We start from the raw sequence: 24,768 nt of genomic DNA on the forward strand, positions 1-24,768 counted from the left end.
GCGCGCGGTGGGGCGGCCCGGGGCGCGAGAGCGCGGGCCGGGGCGCGCCTCCACGAGTTCTGGCGAACGCGTACGAACCCGCGGTCATGGCCGTGATCGACGGCGAACGACAGGCCCGTGGCTGACCGGAGCGCGCCGGCGACACGTCTCCACGTCGCCGCGTTTTCGTTGTGTTGTACAAAACGAAATATTGAACAACATATTATTGGCGCATTCTTGCGAGTAACCCCATGCTATTGCCGTTCTACGCGTACCTCGTTAGGCTCCGAAGCATGCGAATTTCTGCGTTATCGATCCTCGGGTTGACGGCAACAGCGGCGCTGAGCCCGGCGTGTGGCGACAGCGGAGGTGACGGCAGCGCGTCCACCTCGAGCACCACCGAACCCGGCGCCACGAGCCCCGACACGTCGGCGGGCGAGTCGACGATGTCGGCCAGCGCGCCCGACACGACCATGGGCACCGATGCCACGTCGAGCCCGACCACGTCGACCACGACCGAGCAGCCGACGACCGGCGACACGATGGCCGTCGACACCACGACCGGCGACACCACCACGACCGGCGACACCACGACCACCGACACCACGACCACCGACACCACAACCGAGAGCTCGACCAGCGACGGCAGCACTACCGGGATCGGCGGCGAGGCCAACGTGCTTTACGTGCGCGGCGACGGTCAAGACGGCAACCCCGGGACCGTCGAGCTGCCGCTGCGGACGATCCAGTGGGCCATCGACAGGGCCGGGCAGCTGGGCACCATCGACACCATCCGCGTCGCCGAGGGCGACTACGCCGTCGACTACAGCAACGACGACCACATCGTGATGCTCGACGGCGTCTCGCTGTACGGCGGCTATCGGGCCGACTGGGGCGAGCGCGACCCGGCGCAGTACGTCACGCGAATCGTCGACGAGTCGGCGGTGGCGCTCCCGTCGTCCGACTCCGATCCCCACCGGTCGATCGAGATCCCCGCCGGCGTGTCCGGCGGCACGGTGCTCGACGGCTTCCACGTCGGCGTCTCGCGCGGGGAGCACCGGGCCGCGCTGTTCGTGGCGGGCGACGCCACCATCCGCAACAACGTCATCGAACCGACCGAGGACGTCGCCTCGACCCGGATCGTCGGCATCCGCGTCGACTTCGGCGACCCGAACATCGTCGCCAACCGCTTCCGCTTCGACGTCGTCGACGTCCCGAGGCCCTCGTTCGCCGTCACGGCGGTCAGTTCCAACGGCCTGATCGCCGACAACGTGATCGACATGTCCGGCGTGCTGGGCAAGGCGTACGGGATCTATCTGGAAGGCGGCGCGGCGAAGGTCCTGGGTAACAGCATCTACCTGCAGGACGTCGACATCGGCACCCCCTACGGGATCTGGTTGGGCATGAACGCGACGCCGACCGTCGACAACAACCTGATCGAGTCGGAAAACATCTCCGCGACTTGCGTCTTCTCGAACAGCGGCGGGTCGGTGCCGAAGAACGCGCGCAACAACGTGCTCGATTGCAACTGGACCCTCTACGGGAGCAGCCCGATGCGACAGTGGAAGACGGTGATGGAGTTCGAGGACGGGCTGGCGAACGCCGCCGACAACCTCAAGCTGGCGCAGACCATCGTCGGCCCCGACGACGACATGGTCCTCGACGCCCTCAGCCCGTGCACGGTGACGCAGGGCGGTCGCGACATCACCGCGGAAGTGCCGGACGACATCGACGGCCTCCCGCGCACGCTGCCGCTCAGCATCGGCGCGCACGAGTGGGACGGCGGCTGCCAGTGACCGCGCGCGAGCGGGCGCCCGGATCGCGGCGTGCTCGCGCGGTCACGGACCGCTCGCCGCCTCGAAGGCGCGCATGAACGTGTCGGCATCGACGGCGCAGGCGCGCAGCAGCTGCGGGAGCAACGCCTGGAGGCGCTCGCCGCCCTCCCTGGCCGGGACCTTGTCGCCGGCCCACATGCGGGCGATCGCGTCGACCATGCCGATCAGGACCTCGACGCGCACGCTGCTGCGCGGCGACACCGGCGGGTACGACTGACAGGTCTGCCCGGCGGCCACCACCGCCTGGTCGGTGAGGCCGGCGCGCACCAGCAGCGCGGGCGTGAAGATCCCGCAGTGATACACGCTGAGAGACGGCGAGTCCTCGCTGCTGCCGCGGCGCTCGGCCTCGTCGGCGAGGGCGATGCAGCGGGTGCGGACCTCGTCGTAGCGGCCGGCGGCGAAGTGGACGTCGAGCTCGAGTGGGTCGGCGAGGTTGCGATCGCGCAGCAGCTGCGCCTCCATCTCGGGGCAGCCGTACATGTCGACGAACACCTCCACCTTCCCCTTGGGACATGGCACTTCGTACACGTCGATCATGTGCCCGCGGGCGTCGGGGCCGAGGCTGCCGGTGCGCGCGGCGGAGGCGGCCTGGGCGTCGCCGTCGAACGGATTGCCGCCGCCCGGGCAGCGGAACTCACGGGCGACGTATTGATAGGAGTCGCGCGGGCCGCAGCGCGGGATCGGGGCCTCGGCGCTGCCGGTGCCGCCGCCGGTGCGGCTCTCGACGCTCATGTCGTCGAACAGCTTGACCTGCGCGGCCTCGCCGGCGGCGTCGGGCGGCGCGACGTCGCGCTTGCCGCCGCGGCCGTGCCCGCCGCAGCCGGCGAGCGCGAGGAGGAGGACGAGCGAGCGCGGCGCGGTCATCGTCCTCCGAGAGTTGCACGAGGTGGGCACCGCGACCAGTCCCGCCGGCGAGCGAGCCGCCGGGCGGGACCGGACGCGGACGAGGTCACTCGACCACGCGCACCCTGGTCGAGGCGCCGTGGCCGAACAGCTCCGGCATGTACATCGCCTCGGCGCGCACGGGCGGCAGTTCGAACTCGCCGATCGTGGTCGCGCGCGCGGTGTAGCTGTACGTGTAGACGCCCGCCGGCATGTGGTTCGAGAACAGCAGCATGCGATCGTCGCGCATCTCGGTGTGGTCGAAGCGCCACCACGGGCGCCACCACCACCAGCCGCCGAGCTCGCCGAAGAACGGGACGCTGCTGTCGACCGACTGGCTCTCCACCCCGCCCTCCACGTCGCGCAGGGTGGTGGAGAACTTGGCGTTCTGGCCCTCGAAGCCGCCCGGCAGCGGATCGTCGATGACGACGAAGTTGGCGCGGTCCTTGGCGACGAGCGTGAGGTTGACGCGCACGAGCGCGCCGGCCTTGATCTGCCAGGTGCCGTCGTCCAGCTTCTTGACCGACTCGGGGTCGGGCTTGTCGCCGCCCTGCGCCAGCGGCTCGTAGCTGCGGTGCACGGTGAAGCCCTGCGACTCGGCCTTCATGGCCAGGTCGGCGGGCGCGTAGCGGAGGCCGAGGCGGTAGTACAAGAGGCCCGGGCCCTCCTTGCTCAGCAGCAGCTCGCGCGGCTTCTGCTCGACGAGCTTCTGCATCGGGATCTGCTGCTCGACCACCGCCATGCTGCGGCCCTTGAACGCGCGCTCGCCGGCGAACGCGGTGTCGAGCCAGACGCGCGCGACGTAGTCGGGCACGTCCTTCTCGATGGTCGTGAAGTAGCGGCTGGCCGCCAGCAGCGCCCACGCGTTGGCGTGCGTGGTGCCCCACTGCCCGCCCTTCTGCGGGTCGCGGCTGTCGAGGATCCCCGCCATCACCTTCGGCAGCAGCGGGTCGTCGGCCGCGACCTCGAGCAGGGCCATGAGCGCGATCGCGTCGGTCTGCACGTCGGAGTGCATGAGCACCTGCAGGCCGTAGCCGTCGTCGCCCTCGCGCGCGCTCTCGGCGAAGTGCGCGGTCCTGGCGTTCTCGACCACCTTGGCCTTGAACTCCTTCAGCAGCGCGTCGCGCGGGCCGGTCATGCCGTAGCGCTGCGCCGTCGCCAGCAGCAGCGCGTGGGCGTACAGCGGCATCTCCTTGCGCTTGGCGTAGACGCGCTCGAACAGGTCGCTGCCGCGGCCGTCGCGGCTCATCAGCCACAGCGCGAAGGCCCGGCTGGTGTGATCGTAGTAGCGACCCCACGGCGTCGCCTCGCCGTTGCGCACGAAGTTGTCGAGGTAGGCCATCGCGCGATCGATGGCGCCGTCGTCGACCTTGAACCCGGCCTTCTTGCCCTCGAGCCAGGCGAAGGTCACCCACGCGGTCAGGTACGGCGAGCTGCGCGCGGCCTCGTCCCAGTAGCGGAAGCCGCCGTCCCAGTTCTGCCGCGTCTGGATCCGCGCGACGCCCTCGGCGCCGAGCGCTTGCCGCTTGGCCAGGTCGCTGACGCTGGCGATCGGGAACTGCTCGAGCACCGGGCCGAGCACGAAGATCGGCAGCAGGCGGCTGGCCAGCTGCTCGGTGCACTCGTACTTGTAGCCGATGAGGTAGTCGACCGCGTCCTCGAGGCCGGTCAGCGCGGTCGAGCTCATGCTCAGCTCGAGCCCGCCGAACGCCTTCAGCGCGTCCTCGGGGACCTTGATCGCGCGCGAGATGCTGTCGCTCGTGACCCCGTAGTCGGCGAACGCCTGGCGCGTGGCCGGATAGTGGACCGGCAGCGCCAGCTCGGTGGCGTCGCGGCCGCCGTTCGACAGCGCGGCGAACTGCAGGCGCATGGTGCCGACGCGATCGACGGCCATCGGGAACCGGACCTCGCGCGACTCGCCGGCCGGGATCTCGACGCCCTGCGTGGGCTCGCCCGAGATGACGACGTTGCTGCCGCGCGTGCCGACGAGGATCGCCTGCGGCTCGCTGGTCTGGTTGTCGACCATCACCGAGGCCTCGAACTTGTCGCCGAAGTTGGCGAAGCGCGGCAGGCTCGGCCGCAGCATGATCGGCTTGCGCACCTTGACGGAGGCCTCGCCCGAGCCGAAGCGATCGGCCTGATCGGGGTCGACGGCGACCGCCATGATGCGGAAGCTGGTCAGGTTCTCCGGCATCGGGATCTCGACGGTCGCCTCGCCGCTGGCGTCGACCGTGACCTCGGCGTTGAAGTACGCGGTGGTCGCGAACAGCGAGCGCAGCGAGATCGGCTGGTTCATCGCCACGCTGGCGTCGAGCGCCGCCGTCGCGGTGGCCTGGCGCGCGCGCTTGGCCATTTGTGGGACGGCCCGCTCCTCGCTCTCTTCGGCGACCTTGGCCTCGGCCATCGGCATCGTCGGTGCGGGCGCGGCCGCAGGCATGGCCCCGCCCTTGTCGGCCATCGCGCCGTAGCCGGAGCCGGTGCCGCCGCCCCCACGGCCCACGCCGTTGAGGGCGAGGCCGCCCCACACATCACCGTCGGTCGGAGCCATCTGCGCCTCGTCGGGCGGCGGCGGCGGGGCCGGCGGCTCCTGCTCCTTCTTCGCCACCAGGAACTGACGCATGTCGAACAGGCTGACGCCGGGGTCGCGCTCGTGGTGGAAGAACGCCAGCGGGTCCGGGGTCTGGAAGCCCATCAGGCTGAGCACGCCCTCGTCCACGACCATCACCGCGACGGCGGCCTTCTGCGGCGCGCCGCCGGCGTCCCTGGCCTTGATCTTGAGCTTCAGCGTGTCCTTCGGCGCCACTTCTGTCTTTTCGGGCAGGACCTCGAGCGCGATCTGCTTGCGCGTCGGCGCGATCTTGAGGTCGACCTGGCCGACGGCGAACGCCGGGCGGCCGAGGTCCTGTCCGGGCGGCGCGCCGGGCACGTCGACGCGCCCGCGCACCAGCAGGATCGACGCGCGCACCTGCGGGATCTGGGCCTCGTCGATCGGCACCTCGATGGTCGCCGCCCCGCCCTCCACCTCGATCGTGTGGTGCGAGACGATGCCCTCGCGGGCGATGACCACCAGACCGCGCGCCTTGTCGAACGGCGAGCGCACCAGCACCGTGGCCTTGTCGCCGGGCTCGTAGGTGCGCTTGTCCGGCACCATGTCGACGCGGTGCTGGTCCTGCTGCCACACCACCGCGTCCTCGCCGTAGACGTAGAACGGGTGCTTCGACAGCGACTTGTGGCCCTTGGGGTCGGTGATCAGCGCGCGGATGTCGTAGCTGCCGGCCTTGTCGACCACGACCTCGCAATGGACGGGCGCGTCGGCCGAGACCAGCGCGCAGCTGCCGACCTCGACGTCGACGGTCTCGTACTTGTACTGCCACGCGCCGCCCTCTTGCACCGCGGCGCGCGAGGTCTCCTTGCGCACCAGCTTGACCGCGACGTCGCGGCCCGCGATCCGCTTGCCGTCGACGTCGACGACCACGGCCTCGAGGCGGGCGCGCTCGCCCGCGCGGTAGACCGAGCGATCGGCGCGCACGCCGGCGTACTCGCTCGCGGGGTGGACCACGTAGGTCGCGCGGCCGGCGATCGCCTGGCGGTTCTCGTCGGTGACGTTGGCCTCGAGCGTGTACGTCGACGCGCCCGGCGGCTCCTCCGACTTCGGCCCGGCCGGCGGCACCGGCGTCTTCTGGCCCCACGGCGTCTCGACCGCGGCGAGCACGTGGCTCACGCTGAGGAGGCCGCGCGCGTCGGTCTGGCCGCTGCCCTGGCGCACCAGCATGCCGCTGCCGTACGGCGTCGGGAAGCCGATCTTGCCGCGGCCGAAGCCGCCGTAGCCGAACCCGCCGCCCTGCATCCACCACTCCGAGCCGCCCTGGCCGAACGTGAACGCCTCGTTCTCGCTGCCCGGCGGGCGGTACGGCGAGTCCTGGCGGCGCAGCGTGTACGTCGCCGCGGCGCCGACCATCGGCGCGCCGTGGAGGTAGCTGGCCTTGATGTCGGCCTGCAGCGTGTCGCCGTAGAGCAGCGGGGCCTCGGCCGGGCGCTCGACCTTGACCTCGAACTCCGGCGCGCGGAACTGCTGGACCTCGAACGAGTGGTAGAAGGCGCGCTCGTTCGAGAACAGCCCGCCCGGCGAGCTGACGTGCAGCTGATAGCTGCCCGTGTCGCCGTCGGCGGGGATCGGGATGTCGAAGCTGAAGGTGCCGAACTGGCCGATCTTCAGCTCGCCCTTGGCGACCTCGTGGCCGCGCGGGCCGGTCACCGTGTAGCTCGCGGTCGTGCCGGCGCGCCACAGCTGGACCTTGCCCGCGGGGCCGCGCGTCTCCTCGCGCACGATGCCTTGCATGTGCACCGTCTCGCCCGGCTTGTACGGCTGGCGATCGCTGTAGAAGAAGATCCGCGGCTCGTCCTCGCGGTTGCCGTTCATCCACGAGCCCCACGAATTGTCCGCGGTCTGCTGCAGCGGGATGTAGGCGGCCTCGCCCTGGTGGCGGGCGAGGATGTAGGGCTGATCGTACATCGTGCCGTGGGTCAGCTCGGCCAGGCCGTCGGGGCCCGACTTGCCGGACCACACCGGACCGTCGAGCGCCATGTTGTGCAGCGCGAGCTCGACGCCCGCCATCGGCGCGCCGGTCTCGATGTCGGTGACGAGGATGACGCCGCTGTCGCTGTCGAGCGCCGCGGTCACGCCGAGGCGGGTGATCTGGACCACCTGCGACAGCGACTGGCGGTAGTGCCAGCCGCTGCCGCCGAGCTGGTTCGAGCGCGCGCCGAGCAGCACGAACTTGCCCGCGCCGGCGCCGAGCGCCTTGGCGTCGAGCGGCAGGATCGACGCCTCGACCCGCGAGTCCTTGACGTCGAACATCTTGTCCCACGTCGGGCTCTTGAGCGGCTCGGGCCACTCGCCGTCGTAGCGGACGTGGCGGTCGATCAGGACCTTGCGGATCTCGGCCGGCTCGAACGACCTCGCCCGGACCTCCACCGAGGTCAGGCCGGTCGCGCGCGCCTCGAGCACGCCGGAGTGGCTCGGCTCGAGCACCGCAGGGTCGACCGGGCGGTCGGCCCACTGCAGCGAGGCGTCGAGCGCCGGCAGCGTGACCGTCTTGCGGTACGGCGCCTTGAGCTCCTGGCCGTGGATGTCCTTCAGGCCAGCATCGACCTCGATCGTGTAGGTGCCGAGCCCGCGGAACCCGCCGGCGAGGTGGATCCCGCCGCCGACCGTGACCTTGAGGTCGGGCACTTCAGGGGTGACCCGGACCTTCTTCTCGAAGCCCGGGTCGCTGACGATCGGCGTCGACGCGCTGATCTGGATGCCGCCCTGCGGGTTGCACTCCCAGTAGTACTGCTGCGAGCACCGCGGGCCGCTCAGCGTCAGCGGCGGGAAGGTGCGCACCTTGAGCTTGATCGCCTTGCTCGCGTTCGGACCCTCGCCGTATACACCGGCCGGGATCTCGACGGTGTAGAGCGTGTTGGCCGCGAGCGCGCCGGTCGGCCGCAGCACGATCACGCGCTCCTTCGGGCCGCGCGTGGCCTGCGAGCGGAACGGCTCGGGCAGGCCCTCCCACTGCTCCGGCGCCACCGCGCTGACGCTGACCTCCCCGCCCCCGCCGCGCACGCGCAGCGCCGCGAGCAGCTTGTCGCGGTCGATCGCCTGGTTGAACTGGATGACGATCGGCGTGTCGAGCGTGGCGTCGCCGAACTCGCCCGGCCAGTGCGTCTCGACCTCGAGGCCCGGCGTGGTGAACTGCCACTTCACCTCCTTGGCGAGCTTGGTCCCGAGCGTCGACGTCTCGCCGGACACGACCTTGGCCGTGTACGTGGTCGAGTACGGCATGCGGCCCTCGGGCTCGAACGCGATCATCTGCGTGCCGAGCCAGCGGAATTTGCCCTTCGGCAGCGGCTCGATGGTCAGCGGCGAGCGCTCGAGCTTGAGGTCGTCGATCGACGCCAGCGGGACCATCGGCTGGTTGAACACCGCGCTCACCGAGCCGACCAGCCCCGGCGCCTTCTCCGTCGGGCTGGTGCGCAGGACCTTCAGCGGGCCCTCCTCGACCAGGTCCTGGGTCTGCTTGCTCGGCGGCGCCGGCGGCGGGAACGGCAGCTCGATCTTCTCGCTGACGCTCGGCGGCGGCTTGGGTCCGGCGGTCGGCGTCAACTCGCCGGCGATATCGCTCGCCTCGGGTTCGATCGCCGGTACGCCCGCCCACAGGTCGAGCCTGGCAGGTTGCCCGGCAGCCTCGGGGGTCGCCCCGGTGTCGGCCGCAGGAGGCGGAGTCTTCGGAGTGCAAGCCGGGAGGAAGAACATCGCGGCGAAGAGGCCCGCCGGGCCGGTGCGCCGGATCTGTCGCTTGTTGGCGTGGTCACGCATGGAGCGCTCGATTCACATTCGGGTGAAAGGGGGGAGCGGAAACGCCACGCAAACGCGGAGGCGGGGCTCATGCTTACACACGCGGACGCCGCGATCGAGTGCGTCGACGCGCGGGCGCGACCCGGGGCGATCTCCAGCGGAACAACGGTCCGAGCGGCGTGCGCTTGCGGGGCCCGGTCACGGCTGCCACCCTCCGCCACCATGAAACCCCTCACGCTGCTTGGCCTAATCGCCCCACTCCTCATTGCCGCGTGCGGTGACGACGGCGGCGCCTCGACCGGAACCGGGTCGACCACCGACTCGACCACCGGTGGTTCCAGCGGGACCGGGACCGCCACCGAGCCCACGACCGGCGCCACGACCGACACCACCGGCGACAGCATCGGCGAGACCACTGGGCTCGACACCACCTCGACCTCGACCCCGGCGCCGACCTCCACCGACGCCACCGATACGACCACGACCACCACGACGACCACCGGCGACACCACCGATGGCGACACCGGCTCGACTGACCCTTCGGACAGCACCACCGGGGCCCCGAGCGGCGACGCGCTGGCGATCACCCTGAAGGACATCGCCATCTACGCCAATTGTATGCCGATCGTCGAACCCGACAACATCCTCGGCTTCTGGACCGTCACCTACGACAATTCGCAGGGCCTCGCAGCGACCTCCGCCGAGCTGACGAAGGCGACCATCACCTTGTCGCCCGACAACATGCCGAGCGTCCACGACATCACCGTCGCGCCGGACCAGAGCGGCCCGGTGGGCGCCGGCCAGTCGCTCGATCAGGAGCAGATGAAACAGCAGGGTCCGCCCACCCCCGGCTGCGCCTTCTGCAATCAGCCGTACCGCCTCGACCTGACGTTCCAGAGCGGCGGCGTCGACGTCCCCGTGGTCCACGAGGCCACCCTCGACTGCGTGTTCTGACGCAGCTACGATCGCGCCATGACGCGACTCGTGCCGCTGTGCTGTCTCGCCTCGATCCTCGCCGCCTGCAGCGAACCCGCCGCCACCACCGACGCGACCACCGGCACGAGCGCCGCGGCGACCACGAGCACGGCCACCGGCGAGGTCACCACGACCACCGGCGAGGCCGCGCCGACCACCGGCGAGAGCACCACCACCGGCCTATTCGACGAGCGCCTGCGGATCAATCACCTGCAAGCGCTCGGCACCCACAACAGCTATCACGTGTCCCCCGGCGCCCTCGTCAAGGAGTGGGACTACACGCACCTGCCGCTCGACCAGCAGCTCGCGCAGCAAGGCGCCCGCAAGTTCGAGCTCGACCTCTACTTCACCGCCGTCGACGCGCCGATCGACGTCTATCACCTCGAGCTCCTCGACACCACGTCGACCTGCGCCACCCTGGTCGACTGCTTGATGGCCTTGAAGACATGGTCGGACGGACATCTCGCCCATCACCCGCTGTACGTGATGCTCGAGCTCAAGAGCCCGTTTCAGCCCGCCGACGCGCAGGCGCTGCTGGCGACCCTCGAGTCGCAGATCCTGGCGGTGTGGCCGCGCGAGCGGTTGGTCGTGCCCGACGACGTGCAGGGCGCCGCGGTCAACCTGCGCGACGGCCTCGCCGCGAACGGCTGGCCGGCCCTCGACGACGCGCGCGGCAAGCTGCTGCTGGTCCTCCACGACGGCGGGCAGTGGCGCGACGCGTACACGGCGGGTGGCACGACCACGGCAGGGCGGCTGCTGTTCCCCGACGCATTCGGCGACGTCTCGCTGCCGTTCGCGGCGGTCCACTCGCTCAATGACCCGATCGCCGAGGCGGCGCAGATCGAGGCGGTGGCGGCCGCCGGCCACCTCGTACGCACGCGCGCCGACGCCGACAACGTCGAGCCGAGCCAGGGCGACACGGCCCGCGCCGAGGCGGCGCTGGCGAGCGGCGCCCACTTCATCAGCACCGACTACCCGCCGCCGAAGGGCGACAAATACGACTACGTGTTCGAGCTCCCGGGCGGGACGCCGTCGCGCTGCAACCCGCGCACGGCGCCGCCCGACTGCGCGCCCGCGGCGATCGAGGACCCGCAGGCGCTGTGACGCCTACAGCATGATCCCGCAGATACCGACGTTCTCGTAGCCGGGCGTGGCCGCGCCGGGCTCGAACCACGGCACGCAGCTGAGCGTCTCATCGAACTCCTTGCAGCTGTCCGGCGAATCGAGGTCGCACCACACCGAGCAGCAGTACGGCGTCTTGCACGACGGCAGGTTCTCGCCGAAGATGCACAGGTTGCCCGGATCGCAGCCGGACAGCGCGTAGCACGAATCGCCGTACTTGCCGAGCTGGGGGAACACGCGCGGCATGCAGACGAAGTGCGGGGCGCCGAGCGCGGCCTCGTTGGGCACGCACGTCTCGCCGGGGCTGCAGTCCTGCAGCAGCGGGTCGCACTTGCTGAAGCACACCGGGACCGTCGGCTCGAACAGGAACGCGCAGCGGTCCTCGGCGTGCGGGCACACCGGCGCGTCCATCGTGCCGGTGCAGTAGGCCACGCACGTCGCCTTGCCGGTGTTCTCGAGGTCGAGGCAAATCGAGCCCTTGTCGCAGTTGTCGATGCCGTCGCCGAACTTGCCCGGCACCAGGCAGTCCTCGCCCGGCAGCGCCGGGTTGAGGTCGACCGGCACGCAGCGGGTGCCGTTGGGGAACGGCCCGCCGTCCTCGTTCCACGCGGTGCACTTCTGGTCCGGCGGACAGTCCTGCGCGAACAGGTTGCACTGCCCGCCGATGCCGCCGATATCGTCTTTCATCGTCGTGGTCGGCGTCGGCTCCGACGTCGCCGTCGACGTGGTGGCGCCGGTGGGGTTGCCGGTCGAGGTCTCGCTGTCACTGCCGGTCGGCGTCGCCGTCGACGTCGTCTCGATACCCGCGGTCGTTCCCTTGGGTTCGCGCGAACAACCGACCAGCAGCACGGCCAATCCGGCGAAGGTGGACAGGTGGACGAGGGTTCGGGTCAGGCGTCCCACGTCGTCAGCGTAGCGCAACCACGACCGGCGCCACGTGTGCAACTTGCTGCGCAACGAAGCCGATCGGCGGTCGCTCCAGCGACTCGCCGACCGGCTCCAGTGGTCCGAGCAGGACTGTCCGGCTCACGCCACGCGGTAACGAGTGCCGCGCGCCTTGCCGGTCCAGGTGACCTGGCCGGCCTCGATCAGCCGGTTGACCGCCGAGCGCACCTGCATGTTGGTGCCGCCCACGCGGCGCTGGATCTCTCCGGCGCCCGCGGGGCCGCCGATGGCCTTCAGCGCCTCGAACACGCCCTTGTCGAACGCCTCGCGGCCCGCCGGCGTACGCGTGTTCACCTCGGCAGCGGGCTCAGCCTTGGCGCCCTTGGCCGCCTTGGCGGGCGCCGCGGCGGGCTCCTTCGCCTTCGACTCGGCGGGCGCTTTCGCCACCGGCTTGCGGCCTGGCCGCCCCGGGCGAGAGACCGCGGCTGGGGCGGCCTCACGGGCCGTGCCCTGCAAGAGATCCTGGACGGTGATCGTGCTGAGCAGCTTGCCGAGCTCACCGCGAGACAATTGATGCAGTTCCCCGAGGGTCAGCTCGGAGTTCTGGCGCAACAGATCCACGAGGATCTGGCGCTTGCGGCCTTCGACCGCGGACACCAGGGACACGTCGTACTTGGACATGGCCTCTAGGCTAGCACAAGACTTTGGAACAGGGTGGGCTCTATTTGCACAATCACATCAATTTCATCCCACCTGACCTGCATCCTCAGTCCTCACATCGACCGACGATACTCGCCGCCCACTTCGAACAGCGCCCTGGAGATCTGTCCCAAACTGCAGACTCGTGCAGTCTCCATCAGCGCCGCGAAGATGTTGCCACCCGACAACGCGACGTGCCGCAGCCGCTCGAGCGCCGCCGGGGCCGCCTCCGCGTTATGGGCCTGAAACGCCCGTAGACGGTCGATCTGAGCCGTCTTCTCGGCGTGGCTCGCGCGCGTCAAGTTGAGGCCGGCCGCCTCCTCGTCGCCCGACCGGTTGGGGTTGATGAAGGTGTTGACACCGATGATCGGGAGATCGCCCGAATGTTTGCGCTGTTCATAGAGCAGGCTCTCATCCTGGATCTTGCCTCGCTGGTATTGTCGCTCCATCGCCCCCAGCACTCCGCCGCGCTCGTCGAGTCGGAGGAATTCGGCGAGCACCGCCTCCTCCACCAACTCGGTCAGCTCGTCGACGATATAGCTGCCCTGCAGCACATTCTCGGTCTTCGCCAGGCCCTGCTCGCGGGTGATGATGAGCTGGATCGCCATGGCCCGCCGCACGCTCGCCTCGGTCGGCGTCGTGATCGCCTCGTCGTACGCGTTGGTGTGCAGGCTATTGCAGTGATCGTAGTAGGCGAAAAGCGCCTGCAGCGTGGTGCGGATGTCGTTGAAGTCGATCTCCATCGCGTGCAGCGAACGACCGGACGTCTGGATGTGATACTTGAGCTTCTGGCTGCGCTCGTCGGCGCCGTAGAGGTCGCGCATGGCGATGGCCCAGATCCGGCGGGCGACGCGGCCGATCACCGTGTACTCGCTGTCGAGGCCGTTCGAGAAGAAGAAGCTCAGGTTGGGCGCGAACTCGTCGACCGCGAGGCCGCGGGCCCGGTAGTACTCGACGAACGTGAAGCCGTTCGACAGCGTGAACGCCAGCTGCGTGATCGGGTTGGCCCCCGCCTCGGCGATGTGATAGCCGCTGATCGACACCGAGTAGTAGTTACGCACCTTCTTCTGAATGAAGTACTGCTGGATGTCGCCCATCATCCGCAGCGCGAACTCGATCGAGAAGATGCAGGTGTTCTGCGCCTGGTCCTCCTTCAGGATGTCGGCCTGCACCGTGCCGCGGACGACCTGCAGCGTGCGATCGGCGATCGCCGCCCGCTCCTCCTCGGTCACCGGGCGGCCGATGTTCGCCTCCTCGCGCTCGACCTGCTGATCGATCGCGGTGTTCATGTAGAACGCCAGCAGGATCGGCGCCGGTCCGTTGATCGTCATGCTCACCGACGTCGCGGGATCGCACAGGTCGAAGCCGCTGTAGAGCAGCTTGGCGTCGTCGAGCGTGCACACGCTGACGCCGCTCTCGCCGATCTTGCCGAACACGTCCGGCCGCTCGTCGGGGTCCCAGCCGTACAGCGTCACCGAGTCGAACGCGGTCGACAGCCGCTTGGCCGGCTCGCCGCTCGACAGGTAATGGAAGCGCTCGTTGGTGCGCGCCGGCCCGCCCTCGCCGGCGAACATCCGCTTCGGATCCTCGCCGTCGCGCTTGAACGGGAACACGCCGGCGGTGAACGGGAAGTACCCCGGCAGGTTCTCGAGCAACGCGAACCGCACCAGCGCGCCGGGCTCGTCGTCGCCGGGCACCGCCACGCGCGGCTGCGTCGTGCCCGACAGCGTCTGCACCTGGGTCGGATAGCGCACCGTCGCGGCCCTGATCTTCACCACGAACTCCGGCTCGCGGTAGGCCGCGAACAGCTTCGGCAGCTCCTCGAGCGCCCGCCGCGTGTCGCTGTCGAGCTGCCCGCGCAGCTCCTCGAGCTTGCGCGCGAACACCGGTGAATCGACCTCGTCGGCCAGCAGCCGCTGCGCCGTCGTCAGCGCCCCGATCTCGCGCGCGAGCTGGACCTGTCGCTTGACCCGCGCCTTGTATCCGCGGACCTGCCTGACGATCTCCGCCAGGTAATGCTGGCGCTCCGGCGGGATCAAATCACTGGTGTCGGAGACCACCGCGCGCTGCGCCGCCGGGATCGAGCACACCCACGGCGCGTCCGCCCGGCGCTCGCTCAGCGCCGCGCACAGCGCCGCGTACAGGCCGTTGACCCCGCGATCGAAGAATCGACTGGCGACGGTGCCGAACACCGGCAGCTTGTCGTCTGCCACCGAATACGGGATCTCGCGGTTGCGCCGGACCTGCTTGCGGACGTCGCGGAGCGCGTCCTTGCTGCCCTTGTGCTCGAACTTGTTGACCGCCACGAAATGCGCCACGTCGAGCATCTCGATCTTCTCGAGCTGACTGGGCGCGCCGTACTCGGCGGTCATGACGTAGAGGCAGAGGTCGGCGATTCGCGTGACTTCGGCGTCACCCTGACCGATGCCCGACGTCTCGACGATCACCAGATCGTAGCCGACGCGCTGCAGCAGCTTGACGATGTCGTCGGTCGCGCGCGACAGCTCGACCCCCGCCGCTCGCGTCGCCAGGCTGCGCATCATCACCCGGTGGTCGCGCAGCGCGTTCATGCGGATGCGGTCGCCGAGCAGCGCGCCGCCGGTGCGTCGACGCGTCGGATCGACCGACACCACCGCGATCCGGCGGTCGGGGTGATCGCGCAGCAGCCGCGCCAGCAGCTCGTCGGTCAGCGACGACTTGCCCGCGCCGCCGGTGCCCGTGATGCCGAGCACCGGCGCCCGCGCCTGCCCCGTGTCCGCGCGCACCGCCGTGAGCAGCGGGTCGCCGCCGCCCGCGGCCACGGCCGCCTCGACCGCCGTCATCAGCCGCGCCAGGCGACTCTTGTGATCGGCCGCAGCGAGCGCCCCCGGCTGGCACAGCGCCGCGAGCTCGGCGAGCGGGTCGGCCGGCGCCGTGGCGAAGTCGGCGCCCGCGAGGATCATGTCGATCATCCCCGTGAGCCCATGGCGCCGCCCGTCCTCGGGGCTGAAGATCCGGCGCACCCCGTACGCGTGCAGCTCCTCGATCTCGCGCGGGACGATGACGCCGCCGCCGCCGCCCCACACGGTGATGTGTCCGGCCCCCTTCGCGCGCAGGAGGTCGACCATGTACTTGAAGTACTCGATGTGGCCGCCCTGGTAGGAGCTGACCGCGATCGCCTGCGCGTCCTCCTGGATCGCCGCGTCGACCACCTCCTCCGCGCCGCGGTTGTGACCGAGATGGATCACCTCGGCGCCGCCCGCCTGAAGCACCCGCCGCATCACCCCGATGGCGGCGTCGTGGCCGTCGAACAGCGCCGCCGCCGTCACCACGCGGATCTTGTGCCGCGCGACGTAGCGCGCGTTTTCATCGTTGGCAGCCGGGTTTACAGGGGTCTCTTGCTTGGAATCGACGCTGGCCATGGCTTCCGGGCGACCTCGGCGGTCAGCTTAGGCCCGACCCGAAGGCCCCGGGCGGGGTTTTTTTTGCTTGAGGTCGCGGCTTGCCTCACAATCGCGCGAGGTATGACACATGCACACAGATGCGCCCTTGCGACCACCTTGAGTGTCGCTCTCGTCGGCGCCCTGCTCGTGCCCGCCGACGTCGAGGCCGCAGCGGGAGGCCGCCTCGGCTGGTCGAACGCGCCGCGGTGGCGCTTGCCCGCCGCGCGCCCGCCCGATTGCAGCGACGGCTACGCCGGCAACCGCGCTCTGGTACAGGTCGCAAGTGCCAGGTGCAAGGAGACAGGTCCTCAGGGACAGACTGCGAAGCGGCCCGCCGCGCGGCCCGCTGCGCGCCCCGGCGCTCCGGCGCGTCCGGAGCCGGCGGCCGCGGGCGCGGCGGCGCCCGCGTGGACGCCCGCGGCCCCGGCGCAGACGCCTCACGCGACCGCGCTGATGGCGATGAACGCCGCGCGCTGCCACGACTACCTGCGCGAGCGCGAGGTCGAGTTCATCGCGCTCAAACGCGACGAGGCGCCCGAGGTCGCGATCCCCGTGCGACTCCGCGGCCCGATCGCGGGTGTCACCTTCACGATCCCGTGGACCTCCGATCTCGAGCGCGACGCCCACGCAATTTGGGACTGTCGCCTCGTCGCCGCTGTGGTGCCGCTGGCGGAGTGGCTGCATGCCCGGGGCGTCACCGAGGTGCAATATTTTTCCGCGCTGCGCCGGGGCAAGATCGTGCAGCAGAAGCCGAGGAGTCAGCACAACCTCGGCCTCGCGCTCGATCTTTACGCGGTGCGACGTGGGAGTGACCCGGCCGCGAAGGTCGAGGAGCACTATCCGCGGCGGACCCTGCGTCGTTGCCCGGGGCCGCGGGAGGCCGGCCCTGGCGCCCCGCCGCCCGCCGGGGCGCCGGCCGCCGACCTCCTCCTCGGCCTGGTGTGCCTCGCCAGTCAGGGCGGGCTCGTGCACACCCTCCTTACACCGGATCACGACCGGGCACACGCCAATCACCTGCATCTCGACCTCAAGGCCGGCCAGGACAGCCCGCCGGACCCGTTCATCAGCTTCCACGGCAGCTGAGTGGCGGCGCCCCCGCTGGCGAAATTGAGCCTCTGCCTCGCGCCGATGGTGGCGTGGCCGACAAGACGATACACTCCCGAGCCAGTCGACGAATGCCCCCGATTCCGAAGAGCCGCCCCGCGAACGCCTTGCTCAGCAAGAGCGAGATGGCCAACAGCGCCGCTTCTTCGTCGACGCTCGAGGTCACTTTCAACGAAGACGTCGGCCGCGTCATCAACGGCCGCTACGAGCTCCTGGGCGTGATCGGCGAGGGCGGCATGGGCGTCGTGTTCGAGGCCCACGACCACCGCGTCGATCGCCGGGTAGCGATCAAGCTGGTCCGCCGCGAGTGCCTCACCGACAACAAGTTCATCATCCGCTTCCGCCGTGAGCTCGAGGTCACGGCCCAGCTGCGCCACCCCTCCACCATCCGCGTGTTCGAGCACGGCGAGTGCGAGGACGGCCGGCCGTACATGGTGATGGAGCTGCTCACCGGCACCAGCCTGTGCGAGCGGCTCGAGCAGGGCAAGATCCCCGAGCTGCAGGCGCTGCAGTTCGCCAAGCAGATCGCCGAGAGCCTCAGCGAGGCCCACGAGAACGGCATCTTCCACCGCGACCTCAAGCCCGACAACATCTTCATCGAGACCGTCGGCGTCAGCACCGTGGTCAAGGTCCTCGACTTCGGCATCGCCGGCGGCGTCGACGCCATGCGCCTCACCCGGGCCGGCGAGGTGTTCGGCACGCCGCAGTACATGTCCCCCGAGCAATGCAACGGCGGGGACCTCGACCACCGCACCGACATCTATTCCCTCGGCTGCATCCTCTACGAGATGATCGAGGGCAAGCCGCCGTTCTCGGCCGAGAGCCCGATGGCGACGATGCTCAAGCACGTGCGGGCCAAGGTGCCGACCCCGCGCAACGGCTCACAGTTCACCGCGAAGCTGCTCCAGCTGGCGCTCCGCAAGGATCGCACCAAGCGGATCCAGAGCGCGGGTCGCTTCGCCGAGCTCATCGGTCAGGCGATCGGCGCCGTGCGGGCCGCCGAGGAGGGCCGGGTCGTCCACATCCCCGAGCTCAGCGGCAGCCAGCACACCGGGCCGTTCGCGGCCGTGGGCGCCGGCGGGCCCCAGCGGGTCACGCTGACCGGCGCGATGCCGAATCAGGAGTCGAACCGCAACCTGTTCATCGGCATCGGCGCCGGCGTCGCCGTCCTGCTCGCCGTGGTCGTCTTCGTCACGCGCGGCGGCGACGACCCCGCCGAAGCCACGCCGCCGCCCGCCGAGACCAAGGCCACGCAGCCGGTCGGCTCCGAGGGTCTGCCGAAGAACCGCGCCCTCATCAAGGCCAACGTCGACGGCGCCAAGGTCCACGTGGACGGCGAATTCCAGTGCAATTCGCCGTGTGAGATCACCGTCCCGGTCGGTGACAACCGCTCGCACGAGATCCGGCTGACCAAGGACGGCTACATCGACGTGGTCCAGAATTGGCGCCCGCTCACCGTCACTGACGGCCTGCCGCCGTTCCCCGACCTCAAGCCCATCTCGCCCGTGCTCGAGGTCAAGACGACCGGCAAGAAGCGCCCGGGCTAGGCCCAGCTCACGGCGCGCACCGGCGGCGCCGACTTGTGAGGCCCCGGCACTTGTCCCGCGGGGTCGGCTTTGCCAAGCTTGGCCCCCCATGGCCCAGCAGCAAGATGAAGACTTCGCCGCGATGTTCGAAGCCCAGGGCGCGCAGACCCGCGCCAGGCTGAGCAAGCGCGTGCGCCCCGGACAGCTCGTCGAGGGTCCGGTGGTCGAGATCGGCGCCGACAGCGTGTTCCTCGACATCGGCGCCAAGAGCGAGGGGCGCATCGATCGCGCCCAGCTCCTCGACAAGGAAGGCAACCTCAAGGTCAAGGTCGGCGACAAGCTGCGGGCCACCGTGGCCTCCGTGTCGGCCGACGGCGTCCAGTTGGTGGTCGCGATCGGCAGGGGCGGCATCGACACCCAGGCGCTCGAGCTCGCGCTGCAGAGCGGCGTGCCGGTCGAGGCCACCGTCACCAAGGCGGTCAAGGCGGGCCTCGAGGTCGAGCTCGGCAGCGTGCGCGCGTTCTGCCCGGCCTCGCAGGTCGACCTCGGCTTCGCCCAGGACCTCGAGCGCTTCGTCGGCACCAAGCAGTTCTTCAAGGTCATCGAGATCCGCGACGGCGGCCGATCGGTCATCGTCTCGCGCAAGGCCGTCCTCAAGGACGAGCGCGAGAACCAGGCCAAGGCCGTGCGCGAGCGCCTGGTCGTCGGCGCCGAGCTCGAGGGCATCGTCCAGACCATCCAGCCCTACGGAGCCTTCGTCGACCTCGGCGGCATCGAGGGCATGATCCACATCTCCGAGCTCGGCCACGGCCGCGTCGACAAGATCGCCGACGTGATCAAGATCGGCGAGACCGTCAAGGTGCGCGTGCTCGCCGTCGAGCCGCGCGGCACCAGCCCGACCGACCTCAAGATCAGCCTGTCGATGAAGGCGGCCGATCAGTCGACCGAGACCACCAGCACCGCCGCCGCCGAGCAGGTGCTGCAGGGCAAGGTCGGCCAGGTGACCAACTTCGGCGTGTTCGTCGACACCGAGATCGGCCGCGGCCTCGTCCCCACCAGCGAGCTCGGCCTGCCGCCCAACGCCGATCCGAAGCGCGCCTTCCCCGTCGGCAAGGACGTCGAGGTCGTCGTCCTCGGTCGCGGCGGCGGCGAGGGCAAGCTGCGCTTCAGCATCCAGGGCGTCGCCGCCGCCGAGGAGCGCTCCGCGTTCAAGTCGTTCGCCAAGGAGGCCAAGAAGGCCAGTGGCGGCGGCAAGGGCCTCGGCAGCCTCGGCGACCTGATGAAGGACATCTCGGCCAAGCTCCCCGCCGGCAAGGCCGCTCCCGCCCGCGAAGGCGCCGCCGAGGCCAAGCCGGGCGCCACGCGCCGCCGCGCCTGAGACCCGCTGCGACGAGAAGAGCCGCCTCCGCCTCACCGGCGGACGGCGCGGCTTCGCCACCGACGAGAAAAGCCGCGCCTCCGCCTCACCGGCGGACGGCGCGGCTTCGTTGTATGCGGCGAATAACCGTCAGGCCGCCTCACGAGCTCGGCTGGCTCGTCGCGCCACCAGCCGGCAACCGCCGCAGCGGGATCGGGCGGACCTCGGCATCTCCACGGGAGCGGTCCCCGCGCGTCTCAGGCGTAACGTCGACACCTGTCCGAAAAGCCGCCTTGATTCAAGGCGCCATTCGCCCGGCGAGGCGACATTACCTGTCCTGAGAGGCAGGCCGTGATGCACCCGTACGGCCGCGGCGCCGCTGCACATTTGCCCCAAGTACCATGGTCTTCGGGACAGCGGCGTCGCCGGCGACGTCCCCTCATTTGCAGGAATCGGCCAGCGCCGCCTTCACCTTCGACGCCGGCCGCTTGGCCAGGATCTGCGCCGCCTTGGACTGCGCCTCGCTCGCGCGTCCCATCCCGCACAGCGCCCGGATCCGTCGCTCGTCGAACTTGTCGACCAGCTGTCCGCCCGGCAGCTCCCGATCGTGCTGCTCGACGTACGCCAGCGCCTGGGCGAAGTTGCCGGCCTTCAGCGCCTTGTCGATCGCGCTGAGGAACTCGAGCTCGACCAGCACGCGTCCCGGATCGGCCGCCTCGGCCTGCTCCTTGCGCTTCGCCAGCGGGTCGTCGACCGGCTCGATCTTCTTGACCCCGCCCGACCCCGACTTCGTCCCCGAGTTCGACTTCTCGGCCGGCTGCTTCTTGCCGCTCGTCCCGCCGCTGTCGGACTTCGTCGCCTTGCCGCTCTTCGTCGCCGGCGGCGTCGGTGGCGGGGTCGGCGTGGGCGTCGGCGCAGGCGGCGTCTCCGGCCCCGGCGGCAACGTCTCCGGCTCGGGCACCTCGACCGGCGGCGGCTCCACCGGCGCGGGCTCCGGTTCGACAGGCGCCTCGACCGTCGGCTCGACCTGCGTCTGACGCCACGCGAGATACCCACCACCGCCTGCGAGCCCCAGCACCAGCAGGCTCACCAACACCAGCGCGAACGACCCCGGCACCAGCCGCCGCGGCCGCTCCGTCAGATCGCGCTCGGGCACGTCCAGGTCGGCCACGATCGAGCGCGACCGTTGCGGAGCCGCCGGCGCCTGGCGAACGGCCGGACCGCTCTGGGGGTGCCCCCAGGGGCCCTGCACGGCCATCTGGGGTGGAGGTCCCCACGGCCCCGGCGCGGCGACCGGAGGCTGCGCCGGCTGTCCGATCGGACCTGTCCCCGGCGCCATTACAGGACCTGCCCCCGCGAACGGCGCCTGCTGCGGATGTCCCCCAGGACCTGTCCCCGGCGCCATCACAGGACCTGGCGCCTGCTGCGGATGTCCCCCAGGACCTGTCCCCGGCGCCATCACAGGACCTGGCGCCTGCTGCGGATGTCCCCCAGGACCTGTCCCCGGCGCCATCACAGGACCTGCCCCCGCGAACGGCGGCGCAATCACAGGACCTGCCCCCGCGAACGGCGCCTGCTGCGGATGTCCCAGACCGGCCGCCCCGACCGGCGCCTGTTGCGAAGCCGCCCAACCCGGCGCGGACCCCGGTGGCAGTTCTCCCGCTGGACCTGTCCCTGCGCCCGGCGTTTGTCCCGCGAGCGGCCCCTGCGGCGGGTGCCCGACGAAACCTGGTCCCGGCGCGATCCCCTGACCCGGGGCTGGCGGTCCCTGTCCCCAGGGACCTGTCCCGGGCGCCATCACTTGACCCGCCACCTGGCCCAAAGGACCTGTCCCCGCGGCCATTGGCGGCACCCCTGCTGCAGGCCCCGCCAGCCCCGGCGCAACGACGATGGGCGGCGCGCCTGCAGGCGCCCCCCCCTGCCCTGCCAGCGGCGCAGGACCCGAATTCCCCGGACCTCCTGCCGGCCCCCACGCACCCGCTGGCGGTGCCGCCGGCGCGACTCCCGGCGGAGGTCCCCACACAGGCGGCGCACCTGTCCCCGCGGCCATCTGCGCCCCAGGCCCCGGCACTCCCGGCGGCGGACCCCACGCCGGCGCCGCGCCACCTGTCCCCGGGGCCATCTGCGCCCCAGGCCCCGGCACTCCCGGCGGCGGACCCCACACCGGCGCTGCACCTGTCCCCGGGACCATCTGCGCCCCAGGCCCCGGCACTCCCGGCGGCGGCTGCCAGCTGGGCGCTGCGCCACCTGTCCCCGCGGCCATCTGCGCCCCAGGCCCCGGCGACCCTGCGCCAGAGTTCAACGCGGCCGCCCCTGGTACGACGATCGGCGGCCCAGGAGGAGCGACCAGCGCCCCCGGTCCGAGGCCGGACACGACAGGTTGCCCGCTCGACGGGACCACCAGTGCGCCCGGATCCAGACCGGCCAGCACGATCGACGGACCGCCCGGCGACTCGGGAGCGCCCGGCGAAGCAGTTCCCTGGCCCAAAGGACCTGCCCCAGGGGCCATCGGACTGCCTGGCGCCGACCCTGGCCCCGGACCCGCACCTCCCGCGACCTCGCCCCCAGGCTGTCCCGAAGGACCTGTCCCTGCAGTCATCTGCGCTCTTCCGGCGTCCTCGGCGGCGGCCGCCGCCGTCGGCCCGCTCTCGGCTCGCCGCAGGCTGATCGGCATCACCCACTGCGAATGCGCAGGCTCGGCGCCATCGGGCGTCAGCGCCCGCGGCGCCAGGCGAGCCGCCAGCGCGGCGAGCTGCAACTCGCGCTGCACGGGCGGCGGATCGAGGGCGCGCACCAGATCGTGCAACACCTCCTCCGCACCGGCCGCGGCCGTGGCCGCCGCGAAGTCGCGGACGAGCTCGACCACCTGGGCCCGCGCCGCCTCGAAGCCGACGCCGAGCTCGGCCGAGATCTCGGGGACCCGCAGGCCACCGAGCTCGGACAGCACGAACACCTCGCGCGCCTGCGGCGTGAGACCGGCGATGAAGCGCCCCAGCACCTCCGCGCCGGGGAATTCCGGCGGCACGTCGGCGACCGTGGCCGGCAGCTCCTCGCGGTACCACTCGGCGACCCGTCGCGTCAGCGTGATCAGCCGCGCGCGCCCAATGATCGGATCATGCAGGTCCTCTCCGCGGCCGTGGGCCATCACGAACGTCTGCAGCGCGACGTCGTCGAGCAGCGGCGACGGGATCCCGAACAGGCGGGCGGCCGCTCGGATCGCGCCGAAGTGCTGGTGAAACGCGGCGCGCAGCCCGTGCGCGTCCGATTCGGCGGGCTTCGTGGGATCGATCAACGCGCCAGGAGTATGCCCGCACGTCGCGCCCCGGTGCTAGCCTGCCGACGTGGCCACCTACGGGCTCGTCCTCACCGGCGGCGGAGCGCGAGCCGCTTACCAGGCAGGCGCCATACACGCTCTCGCCGAGGTCGCCGGCGTGCGGGAGCTGCCCTTCCGGGTGATCGCCGGGGTCTCCGCCGGAGCCATCAACGCCGCGTATCTGGCCGCGCACGCCGACGACTTCCCCCGCGCCGGGCGGATGCTGCGCGACTTCTGGCACCGACTCACACCCCAGCAGGTGTATCGCACCGACACCCGCCGACTCGCCGCGATCGGCAGCAGCTGGGTCCGCGATCTCAGCCTCGGCGGCCTCTTCGGCGCGAGCCCGACCAACTTCCTCCTCGACACCGCGCCGCTGCGCGGCCTGCTGGCCGACCGTCTGCCGCTGGCGCGGATCGGCGAGCACCTGAGCGCGGGCCGCCTGCGCGGGCTCGCCGTCACCGCCACCAACTACCTCACCGGCACCGCCGTCAGCTTCTTCGAGGCCGACGCGGACGCCCGACCGTGGGTCCGGAGCACTCGCCTCGGCCGGCGCACGAAGTTGCGCCTGGAGCACGTGTTCGCCTCTGCCGCGATCCCGATGTTCTTCCCGCCGGTGCCGATCGACGGCGTCCCCTTCGGCGACGGCTGCGTGCGCATGCACGCGCCCACCAGCCCCGCGATCCATCTCGGCGCCGATCGCCTGCTGGCGATCGGGATCCGCTACGCCCGCACCGCCGATCAAACCCTCCGGCTCAACGACGAGGCGCGCAGCGAGCGGCTCGCCGTCGCCGACATCGTCGGCGTCCTGCTCAACGCCGTGTTCCTCGACTCGCTCGAGGCCGACCTCGAGCTGCTCGAGCGCATCAATCAGACCATCGCCCACGTGCCCCGCACGCGCCACGCCGACATCCCGGGCCGCCTGCGCCCGATCCCCGTGCTCGCGCTGCAGCCCTCGCAGGACCTCGGGCGCCTCGCGGTCGACCAGTACGACGAGTTCCCGCGGTTCATCCGCTACCTCCTGCGAGGCATCGGCGCCACCGGCGAGCGCGGCTGGGACCTCCTCTCGTACCTGGCCTTCGAGCCAGCTTACACGCGCCGCCTGCTCGAGCTCGGCTTCAGCGACGTCATGGCGCGCCGCGCCGAGATCGCCGCATTCCTGGCCGCCCCGTGACGGTCACAGCGCGCGCTGGGCCGCCTCGACCAGCGCACGCAGCCCGAACACCACCGCCGCCAGGATCCCGCCCTGGGCGACGAACACCAGCAGGAAGTTGCCGCGCGTCACCCCGCACAGGCCCGCCGCCATCATCAACCCGCCGCCGACGACGC

General features: G+C 71.0%; 13 protein-coding genes. 7 read left to right on the plus strand and 6 right to left on the minus strand.

Translation table 11 applies throughout. From position 1 onward, the window contains the following. The first annotated feature begins 272 nt into the window (after positions 1–272). Complete coding sequence (locus tag K7C98_RS28475; protein ID WP_224194936.1) at positions 273–1,775, plus strand: DUF1565 domain-containing protein; 1,503 nt, start codon at positions 273–275, stop codon at positions 1,773–1,775. Between the two features lie 42 nt (positions 1,776–1,817). Here K7C98_RS28475 and K7C98_RS28480 read toward each other — a convergent pair whose 3' ends face one another. Next, complete coding sequence (locus K7C98_RS28480; protein ID WP_224194937.1) at positions 1,818–2,678, minus strand: hypothetical protein; 861 nt, start codon at positions 2,676–2,678, stop codon at positions 1,818–1,820. An 85-nt stretch (positions 2,679–2,763) separates the two neighbouring features. Beyond that, entirely contained in the window at positions 2,764–9,057 is a 6,294-nt protein-coding gene (locus K7C98_RS28485; RefSeq protein WP_224194938.1) for an Ig-like domain-containing alpha-2-macroglobulin family protein, read from the minus strand. A gap of 201 nt (positions 9,058–9,258) precedes the next feature. Between K7C98_RS28485 and K7C98_RS28490 the strand changes: the two genes are divergently transcribed. Both K7C98_RS28490 and K7C98_RS28495 read left to right on the plus strand, forming a co-directional pair. Further along, positions 9,259–9,990 carry a hypothetical protein gene (locus K7C98_RS28490; RefSeq protein ID WP_224194939.1) on the plus strand — a complete coding sequence of 244 codons (732 nt, stop codon included), beginning with the start codon at positions 9,259–9,261 and terminating at the stop codon, positions 9,988–9,990. 18 nt (positions 9,991–10,008) lie between these two features. Next, positions 10,009–11,115, plus strand: a complete 1,107-nt coding sequence (locus K7C98_RS28495; protein WP_224194940.1) for a Ca2+-dependent phosphoinositide-specific phospholipase C — start codon at positions 10,009–10,011, stop codon at positions 11,113–11,115. A gap of 3 nt (positions 11,116–11,118) precedes the next feature. Here the strand turns inward: K7C98_RS28495 and K7C98_RS28500 are convergent, their stop codons facing one another. The 3 genes from K7C98_RS28500 to icmF all read right to left on the minus strand — a co-directional run bounded on the left by K7C98_RS28500 (position 11,119) and on the right by icmF (position 16,118). Next, positions 11,119–12,036, minus strand: coding sequence for a hypothetical protein (locus K7C98_RS28500; RefSeq protein ID WP_224194941.1), 918 nt, complete (start codon positions 12,034–12,036; stop codon positions 11,119–11,121). A 123-nt stretch (positions 12,037–12,159) separates the two neighbouring features. Continuing rightward, positions 12,160–12,699, minus strand: coding sequence for a hypothetical protein (locus K7C98_RS28505; protein ID WP_224194942.1), 540 nt, complete (start codon positions 12,697–12,699; stop codon positions 12,160–12,162). A gap of 92 nt (positions 12,700–12,791) precedes the next feature. Further along, positions 12,792–16,118 carry a fused isobutyryl-CoA mutase/GTPase IcmF gene (gene icmF, locus K7C98_RS28510; protein ID WP_224194943.1) on the minus strand — a complete coding sequence of 1,109 codons (3,327 nt, stop codon included), beginning with the start codon at positions 16,116–16,118 and terminating at the stop codon, positions 12,792–12,794. Between the two features lie 138 nt (positions 16,119–16,256). On the opposite strand from icmF, the gene K7C98_RS28515 reads away from it, so the two are divergent. The 3 genes from K7C98_RS28515 to K7C98_RS28525 all read left to right on the plus strand — a co-directional run bounded on the left by K7C98_RS28515 (position 16,257) and on the right by K7C98_RS28525 (position 20,147). Continuing rightward, positions 16,257–17,222, plus strand: a complete 966-nt coding sequence (locus tag K7C98_RS28515; protein WP_224194944.1) for a hypothetical protein — start codon at positions 16,257–16,259, stop codon at positions 17,220–17,222. Positions 17,223–17,314: 92 nt separating this feature from the next. Beyond that, positions 17,315–18,790: a serine/threonine protein kinase gene (locus K7C98_RS28520; RefSeq protein WP_224194945.1), complete on the plus strand. Its 1,476-nt coding sequence runs from the start codon at positions 17,315–17,317 to the stop codon at positions 18,788–18,790. An 88-nt stretch (positions 18,791–18,878) separates the two neighbouring features. After that, the gene (locus K7C98_RS28525; RefSeq protein WP_224194946.1) at positions 18,879–20,147 is read left to right on the plus strand and encodes a 30S ribosomal protein S1; all 1,269 of its coding nucleotides are present in this window, start codon (positions 18,879–18,881) and stop codon (positions 20,145–20,147) included. A 418-nt stretch (positions 20,148–20,565) separates the two neighbouring features. Here K7C98_RS28525 and K7C98_RS28530 read toward each other — a convergent pair whose 3' ends face one another. Further along, on the minus strand, positions 20,566–23,418 hold the full coding sequence (locus K7C98_RS28530; RefSeq protein ID WP_224194947.1) for a sigma factor-like helix-turn-helix DNA-binding protein: 2,853 nt from the start codon (positions 23,416–23,418) through the stop codon (positions 20,566–20,568). Positions 23,419–23,467: 49 nt separating this feature from the next. On the opposite strand from K7C98_RS28530, the gene K7C98_RS28535 reads away from it, so the two are divergent. Further along, positions 23,468–24,613 (plus strand): patatin-like phospholipase family protein, encoded by a 1,146-nt coding sequence (locus K7C98_RS28535; RefSeq protein WP_224194948.1) that lies wholly within the window; start codon positions 23,468–23,470, stop codon positions 24,611–24,613. Positions 24,614–24,768 lie beyond the last annotated feature (155 nt).

This window comes from Nannocystis pusilla (assembly GCF_020073745.1).
In the GTDB taxonomy this organism is placed as follows: Bacteria; Myxococcota_A; Polyangia; order Nannocystales; family Nannocystaceae; genus Nannocystis; species Nannocystis radixulma.

What these genes read in the sequence shown, in the direction of transcription:
- K7C98_RS28475 (WP_224194936.1), top strand. Translation starts at nt 273, where the DNA reads ATGCGAATTTCTGCGTTATCGATCCTCGGGTTGACGGCAACAGCGGCG.
- K7C98_RS28480 (WP_224194937.1), bottom strand. Translation starts at nt 2,678, where the DNA reads ATGACCGCGCCGCGCTCGCTCGTCCTCCTCCTCGCGCTCGCCGGCTGC.
- K7C98_RS28485 (WP_224194938.1), bottom strand. Translation starts at nt 9,057, where the DNA reads ATGCGTGACCACGCCAACAAGCGACAGATCCGGCGCACCGGCCCGGCG.
- K7C98_RS28490 (WP_224194939.1), top strand. Translation starts at nt 9,259, where the DNA reads ATGAAACCCCTCACGCTGCTTGGCCTAATCGCCCCACTCCTCATTGCC.
- K7C98_RS28495 (WP_224194940.1), top strand. Translation starts at nt 10,009, where the DNA reads ATGACGCGACTCGTGCCGCTGTGCTGTCTCGCCTCGATCCTCGCCGCC.
- K7C98_RS28505 (WP_224194942.1), bottom strand. Translation starts at nt 12,699, where the DNA reads ATGTCCAAGTACGACGTGTCCCTGGTGTCCGCGGTCGAAGGCCGCAAG.
- icmF (WP_224194943.1), bottom strand. Translation starts at nt 16,118, where the DNA reads ATGGCCAGCGTCGATTCCAAGCAAGAGACCCCTGTAAACCCGGCTGCC.
- K7C98_RS28520 (WP_224194945.1), top strand. Translation starts at nt 17,315, where the DNA reads ATGCCCCCGATTCCGAAGAGCCGCCCCGCGAACGCCTTGCTCAGCAAG.
- K7C98_RS28525 (WP_224194946.1), top strand. Translation starts at nt 18,879, where the DNA reads ATGGCCCAGCAGCAAGATGAAGACTTCGCCGCGATGTTCGAAGCCCAG.